Here is a 4997-nt window from a genome sequence, read left to right on the forward strand (position 1 = left end):
GGATGATGTAGTTCAGGTGATTTATGACGGAGTAACTTGGGGCTCACGTTCTTTACCTGCTTGAAAAGGGGGCCAGATATGAGTTGCGTATTTGCTACGGCCAGCATGTTGAAGCCATGCGGTGGGCCCTCGAGGTAAACGGCCTCGGCCGGAATGAGTTCGATACAAAGCTCCCCGACTTCGTGGTTATTGTGGAAATCGCGCACCGCAAAAAGCTGATAGCCCGCTGCGCTCAACAATTTACAAACTGGTGCATTTAGTAAGCCGTTTGACCAGTCCACATAGTCCCGGTGAACTTCAAAAACGATGCTTGGGTGGTTATTCAGGAGTGTTTTTTCAGCTCCTAGCAGCGCACGAAACTCCGCGCCCTCAATATCGAGCATGATGACGCCGAGTCGGCGTTGCATTGCGGCGCAATAGTCGTCAATTCGTACCGTTTCAAAACTATCTTCGGCAGTGTCCGCAACGACCGAATTGGCGAACGAGTCGAAGCCTTCAAGACGAAGCCGCTGGCTGCTGACATCCCACAGTCCCTTGCGATTAATGACCAAGTTGTTCAGATCATTTAGCGCAACATTTCTTGCGAGCATTTCTGATTGCTCGGGACTGGGCTCAAAACAATGAACCTGACGGTCTTCTTTCTGCAGTTGGCGAGCCAATAAAATGGCATGATCGCCAAAATATGCGCCACCTATCAGAACATCGCCGTCGCTGTGGGCGGACAGGTGTTGCAGTAATCTTGTCGTTTGAGGTTCCCAGACATGAGTAGGATTTTCCCGCTCCGAAAGCATGAAATCCCTCGCAATTTTTGTTCGGTAGAGAAACTCAAAGCGTGTTCCATCCTGCAGTGTCTTTTCATATCGGTCATCTTCGGTGTGAAGCGCATCGATAATCGGGCCCGTAATGTCATCGCGAACCGAACCTTGATAGTCGAAGGTTTTTTCTGCTTCCTTCAACCAGTCAATCAGACGTCTGCGCAACAAGGCATCGCGTCCAAGCGTCGAAAGTGCTCGTTGTAATTTTTGACCGTTTAGGTCACGAGGGTCGTTTGACATTGTTTTCTCCAGAGACGAAAGATTTTGGCAAAAGCCGAATCGGTGTTGACGCGCTACGCACGCATTAAGGTACTAATTTTCAGTGTGAATTGCGAACTGGATCGAGTGGTTGAAGCATGCTTAATTCACGCCATGATTTTCAGTTCGGGAACCGCAACCACAAAATTGCCGCCCCAAGTTCGCACGTGGGCTTGCTGTTGCATGACTTCGGCAGCGATATTCCAAGGCAGGATAACCACCACGTCCGGGCGGTGTTCGGCCATTGCCGATGGTGGGAGGATTGGAATGTGATTGCCAGGCAGGTATTTGCCCTGCTTGGATGGAGCGGCGTCGCAAACATATGCCAGCAGGTCTGGCTTGACACCCGCATAGTTCAACAGGGTATTTCCCTTGGCAGCCGCGCCGTAGGCCGCGACCTTTTTGCCGGCGTTCTTTTGCTCGATCAGAAAGGTAAGTAACTTGTTTTTGACCCGATCGGCCTTCGGCTGAAAATTCAGATACGTGTTCAAGTCACGGAGGCCGTGGCGCCGTTCGTCTTCGAGAATACGCGCGACCGCGCCGGTACTCTCGCGTGTGTCCTCGCGGTGGCAACCGTAGACGCGCAGGCTGCCGCCATGGGTGCTGAGTTCTTCGACGTCCCACACACGCAGGCCGGCCTGGTCGAAGATACGGCTGACGCTTTGCAGTGACAAGTAGGAAAAATGTTCGTGGTAGACCGTATCGAACTGGTTGTGCTCGATCAGTTGCATAAGGTGCGGGAATTCGAGCGTGATCACACCAGTCGGCTTGAGCACCGACTTGAGGCCACGTGTGAAGTCGTTGATGTCCGGTACGTGCGCATAGACGTTGTTACCGATGATGAGATCGGCCTGTTTGCCTTCAGCTGCCAGGCGTTTGGCCAACGTATCACCGAAAAACTCGCGTAGTACCGGAATGCCGAGATTCTCTGCGGCCTTGGCTGTACCTTCTGTGGGTTCGATGCCGAGGCAGGGGATTCCCGGCGGCAGAAAGTTGCGAAGCAGATAACCGTCATTGGAGGCAACTTCAATCACGAAACTCTCGGAACCGAGTCCGAAGCGTTTGGTGATCGCTGTGGTGTAGCGTGCGGCGTGATCGAGCCAACTGATCGAGGTCGACGAGTAGTACGCATAGTCATAGCGGAACAGCTCGTTGGCTTGCGTGAAGTCCTCGGTTTGCACCAGCCAGCAGTGGTCACAGACAAACAGTTTCAGCGGGAGGTGAACCTCGGGCTGCGTAAGCTGCGCCTTGGTCAGATATGCATTGGAGGGCGGCGCAAACCCCAAATCGAGGAATACATGCTGCAGGGGAGTGTTGCAATGGCGGCAGTTCATGCGGCAAGTCCTGTGAAATCGTGATTAATGTGCTGGCGGCCACGATCACCTTCCGAGACATCGGTCGCGGGAAGCGGCCAGGTGATAGCCAGTTTAGGGTCGTTATAGGCAAGGCCGCCTTCGGCTTCAGGTTTGTAAAAGGCGGTATGCAGATACAACATCTCGCTGTTTTCCTCGAGCACCTGAAAGCCGTGTGCACAGCCCTCGGGAACGACCAGCATGCGGCCATTTTCAGGTGTGAGTTCCTCGGCATGCCAGTGTAAAAAAGTCGGTGAGCCTTGCCTTAGATCGACCGCGACATCCCACACCTTGCCCCGGATGCAGCGTATGAGCTTCATTTCGGCGTGTGGTGGGCGCTGGTAGTGCAAACCGCGAATCGCACCTTTTGACAGTGTGCGCGAGTGATTGATCTGCAAGATGCGACGCTCTCCGGTTACCTCGGCAAGCTCACGCTCGCAGAAGAGGCGGCTGAAGGCGCCCCGCAGGTCCGAGAATCGTGTGGTTTCAACCACCAGCACATCAGGCAGGGTGGTGTTGTGGATGGTCATCGTGCTCATGGAGAAGCCTGCGCGAGTTGTCGGAAGCTCGCGCTGTGTGTCAGCAGCTCGTCGTAGCTGCCTTGCGAAGCGACCTTTCCGTGTTCGAGTTCAATGATGACGTCACAATTCATGACGGTCGTCAGGCGGTGTGCGATAAGAAGGATCGTGAGGCCGCGATCCAGCCCGTCAATCGCAGTCATGACCGATTGCTCGGTCGCGTTGTCGAGGGCACTTGTCGCTTCGTCGAATATCAGCACGCTGGCCTTTTTGTAGAGGGCTCGCGCGATGCCGATGCGCTGGCGTTGACCGCCTGATAACTGGATGCCGCGTTCACCGACATGCGCGTTGTAGCCGCCGGTACGGCTTTCGATAAATTCGGCAATCTGTGCCTGTTGCGCGGCTTCGCGTACACGCGACATATCGATCAACTGCCTTGGCACGCCAAAGGCGATGTTTTCAGCGAGACTGGTGTCGGCCAGATAGATGCTCTGCGGTACATGGGCGATGGTGCGCTGCCAGGCACGCAGATGGTCGCCACTGACCGGTTTGCCATCCACCAGCAGTTGTCCCTCGGTTGGAAGCAACAAGCCCATCATGAGGTCGAGTGTTGTACTTTTCCCGCTACCCGTGCTACCGACAAAACCGACGCGAGTTCCCTTAGTGATTGTCAGATCGAGACCATCAAGCACCCACGGCGTTGTGTCCGAATAGCGAAAGCGCACCTGGTCAAAATGAATATGGTTTTTGAAATCCAGCGGTGCAGCCGGTGGCTGGAATGCTTCGGGTGGGAGCGGCTGGTCGAGCAGCGCCAGCGTTTCGGCGAGCGAGGCCTGACAGCTCACGATCGTGGCCCAGGCCCCGAAACTTTGTTGCAAGGCCGGGAGCAGGCGCTGCGCGCCGAGTGCGAGTGCGCCGAGCACCGGTAATGCGCCCGCAACGCCGCCGTTTTGCTGACTGAGTGCATAAGCCAGCGCCGCGATCAGCACCATGCCAACCGCTTCCATCGCGTAGCGCGGGCTGATATTGATGAATTGGCTGTCGCTTTGGGCGCGGCGCAGCGGATGATCGGCCTTGCGGTAGATCTCGCAATACAGCGGTTGCGCATTGTCTAACAGCACATCGCGGATGCCACCGAGGCCTTCTTGCAGCGCCTTGACGACCTGCGTCTGCTCGCGTGCCACCAGCTCGCTGTTTTGCCGGAGCCGGCGCCTGGTTATGGCGGCAATGATGGTGTAGCTGGCGCCAAAGCCCAGCGCGGCGACGGTTGCGGCAAATGGGTCGATGACGACAAGAACGGCAACAACGGACGCGAGCAGGACGACCGAGCTCAGCAGCACAAGTACCGGTTGCAGCACCCCGAAAGCTATGCTGTTGACCTTTTGCGTGATGCCGGCGATGACCTCACTGCTGTTGCGCGAGACATGTACCTGATAGGGCTGGTAGAGGGTGCGCCGATAGAGTTCGGTGCTGAGATCGGAACCGCTGGTCAGGCCCAGGCGCATGCCAGCCCAGAGTAGCAACATGCGCAAGGCCCCGGCCAGAAGCGCTGCTGCCGCAAAAATAATCGTCAGCGGCAGGATTAATCCTTGTGCTGAAGCGATACCCCATGCCTGTGCGACCTGGGTGACGAGTGGGTAGGCGAACAGCCGCTCCGGTGCGGTCAGGACCGCGAGAAAAGGCAGTACGGCGCCCAAACTCATCACCTCGGCGAACGCACTGACCAGCGTCAGGGCCAGCAAACCCGCGAACTGGCGCCGACGCCGCAGGCTCAAATGCAGCCAGAGCCGACGCAACAGTTGTGGGAGTTCCTGCTTCAAGGTCATAACTCAGTGTTTGGACGGCTTGCCAGCGAGAAAGGCCTCGACGCTTTGTCGCACGCTCGGAAGGTCGAGCCCATGCTCATGCAGCAGGTAATCCCAGGTGCCGCAGAGCGACGAGAAGCGGTCCTTGATGCCAATGCGGCAGACCGGCAGCGGCCGGTAGGCGGTAACTTCTTCGGTGATGCAGGCACCTAGTCCGCCCATGACCGAATGTTCCTCCAAGGTCACGAT

General features: G+C 56.6%; 4 protein-coding genes and 1 pseudogene. All 5 read right to left on the minus strand.

What is annotated here, in order from left to right; genetic code table 11:
* A partial coding sequence (locus AC1DWI_RS13640; RefSeq protein WP_477725021.1) for an FkbM family methyltransferase occupies window positions 1-1055 on the minus strand: 1055 nt, incomplete at its 3' end.
* Between the two features lie 125 nt (window positions 1056-1180).
* The gene (locus AC1DWI_RS13645) at window positions 1181-2407 is read right to left on the minus strand and encodes a methyltransferase domain-containing protein (protein WP_477668504.1); all 1227 of its coding nucleotides are present in this window, start codon (window positions 2405-2407) and stop codon (window positions 1181-1183) included.
* Window positions 2404-2964: a dTDP-4-dehydrorhamnose 3,5-epimerase gene (gene rfbC / locus AC1DWI_RS13650; protein ID WP_477668503.1), complete on the minus strand. Its 561-nt coding sequence runs from the start codon at window positions 2962-2964 to the stop codon at window positions 2404-2406. Before rfbC ends, AC1DWI_RS13645 begins: the two co-directional genes overlap by 4 nt.
* On the minus strand, window positions 2961-4763 hold the full coding sequence (locus tag AC1DWI_RS13655; protein ID WP_477668502.1) for an ABC transporter ATP-binding protein: 1803 nt from the start codon (window positions 4761-4763) through the stop codon (window positions 2961-2963). The genes rfbC and AC1DWI_RS13655 overlap by 4 nt, the downstream gene beginning before the upstream one ends.
* A 9-nt stretch (window positions 4764-4772) precedes the next feature.
* A pseudogene (locus tag AC1DWI_RS13660) lies at window positions 4773-4997 on the minus strand (transketolase family protein); the annotation flags it as partial.

It is taken from the genome of Polaromonas sp. P3_C2 (assembly GCF_056402675.1).

What these genes read in the sequence shown, in the direction of transcription:
- AC1DWI_RS13645 (WP_477668504.1), bottom strand. Translation starts at nt 2,407, where the DNA reads ATGAACTGCCGCCATTGCAACACTCCCCTGCAGCATGTATTCCTCGAT.
- rfbC (WP_477668503.1), bottom strand. Translation starts at nt 2,964, where the DNA reads ATGAGCACGATGACCATCCACAACACCACCCTGCCTGATGTGCTGGTG.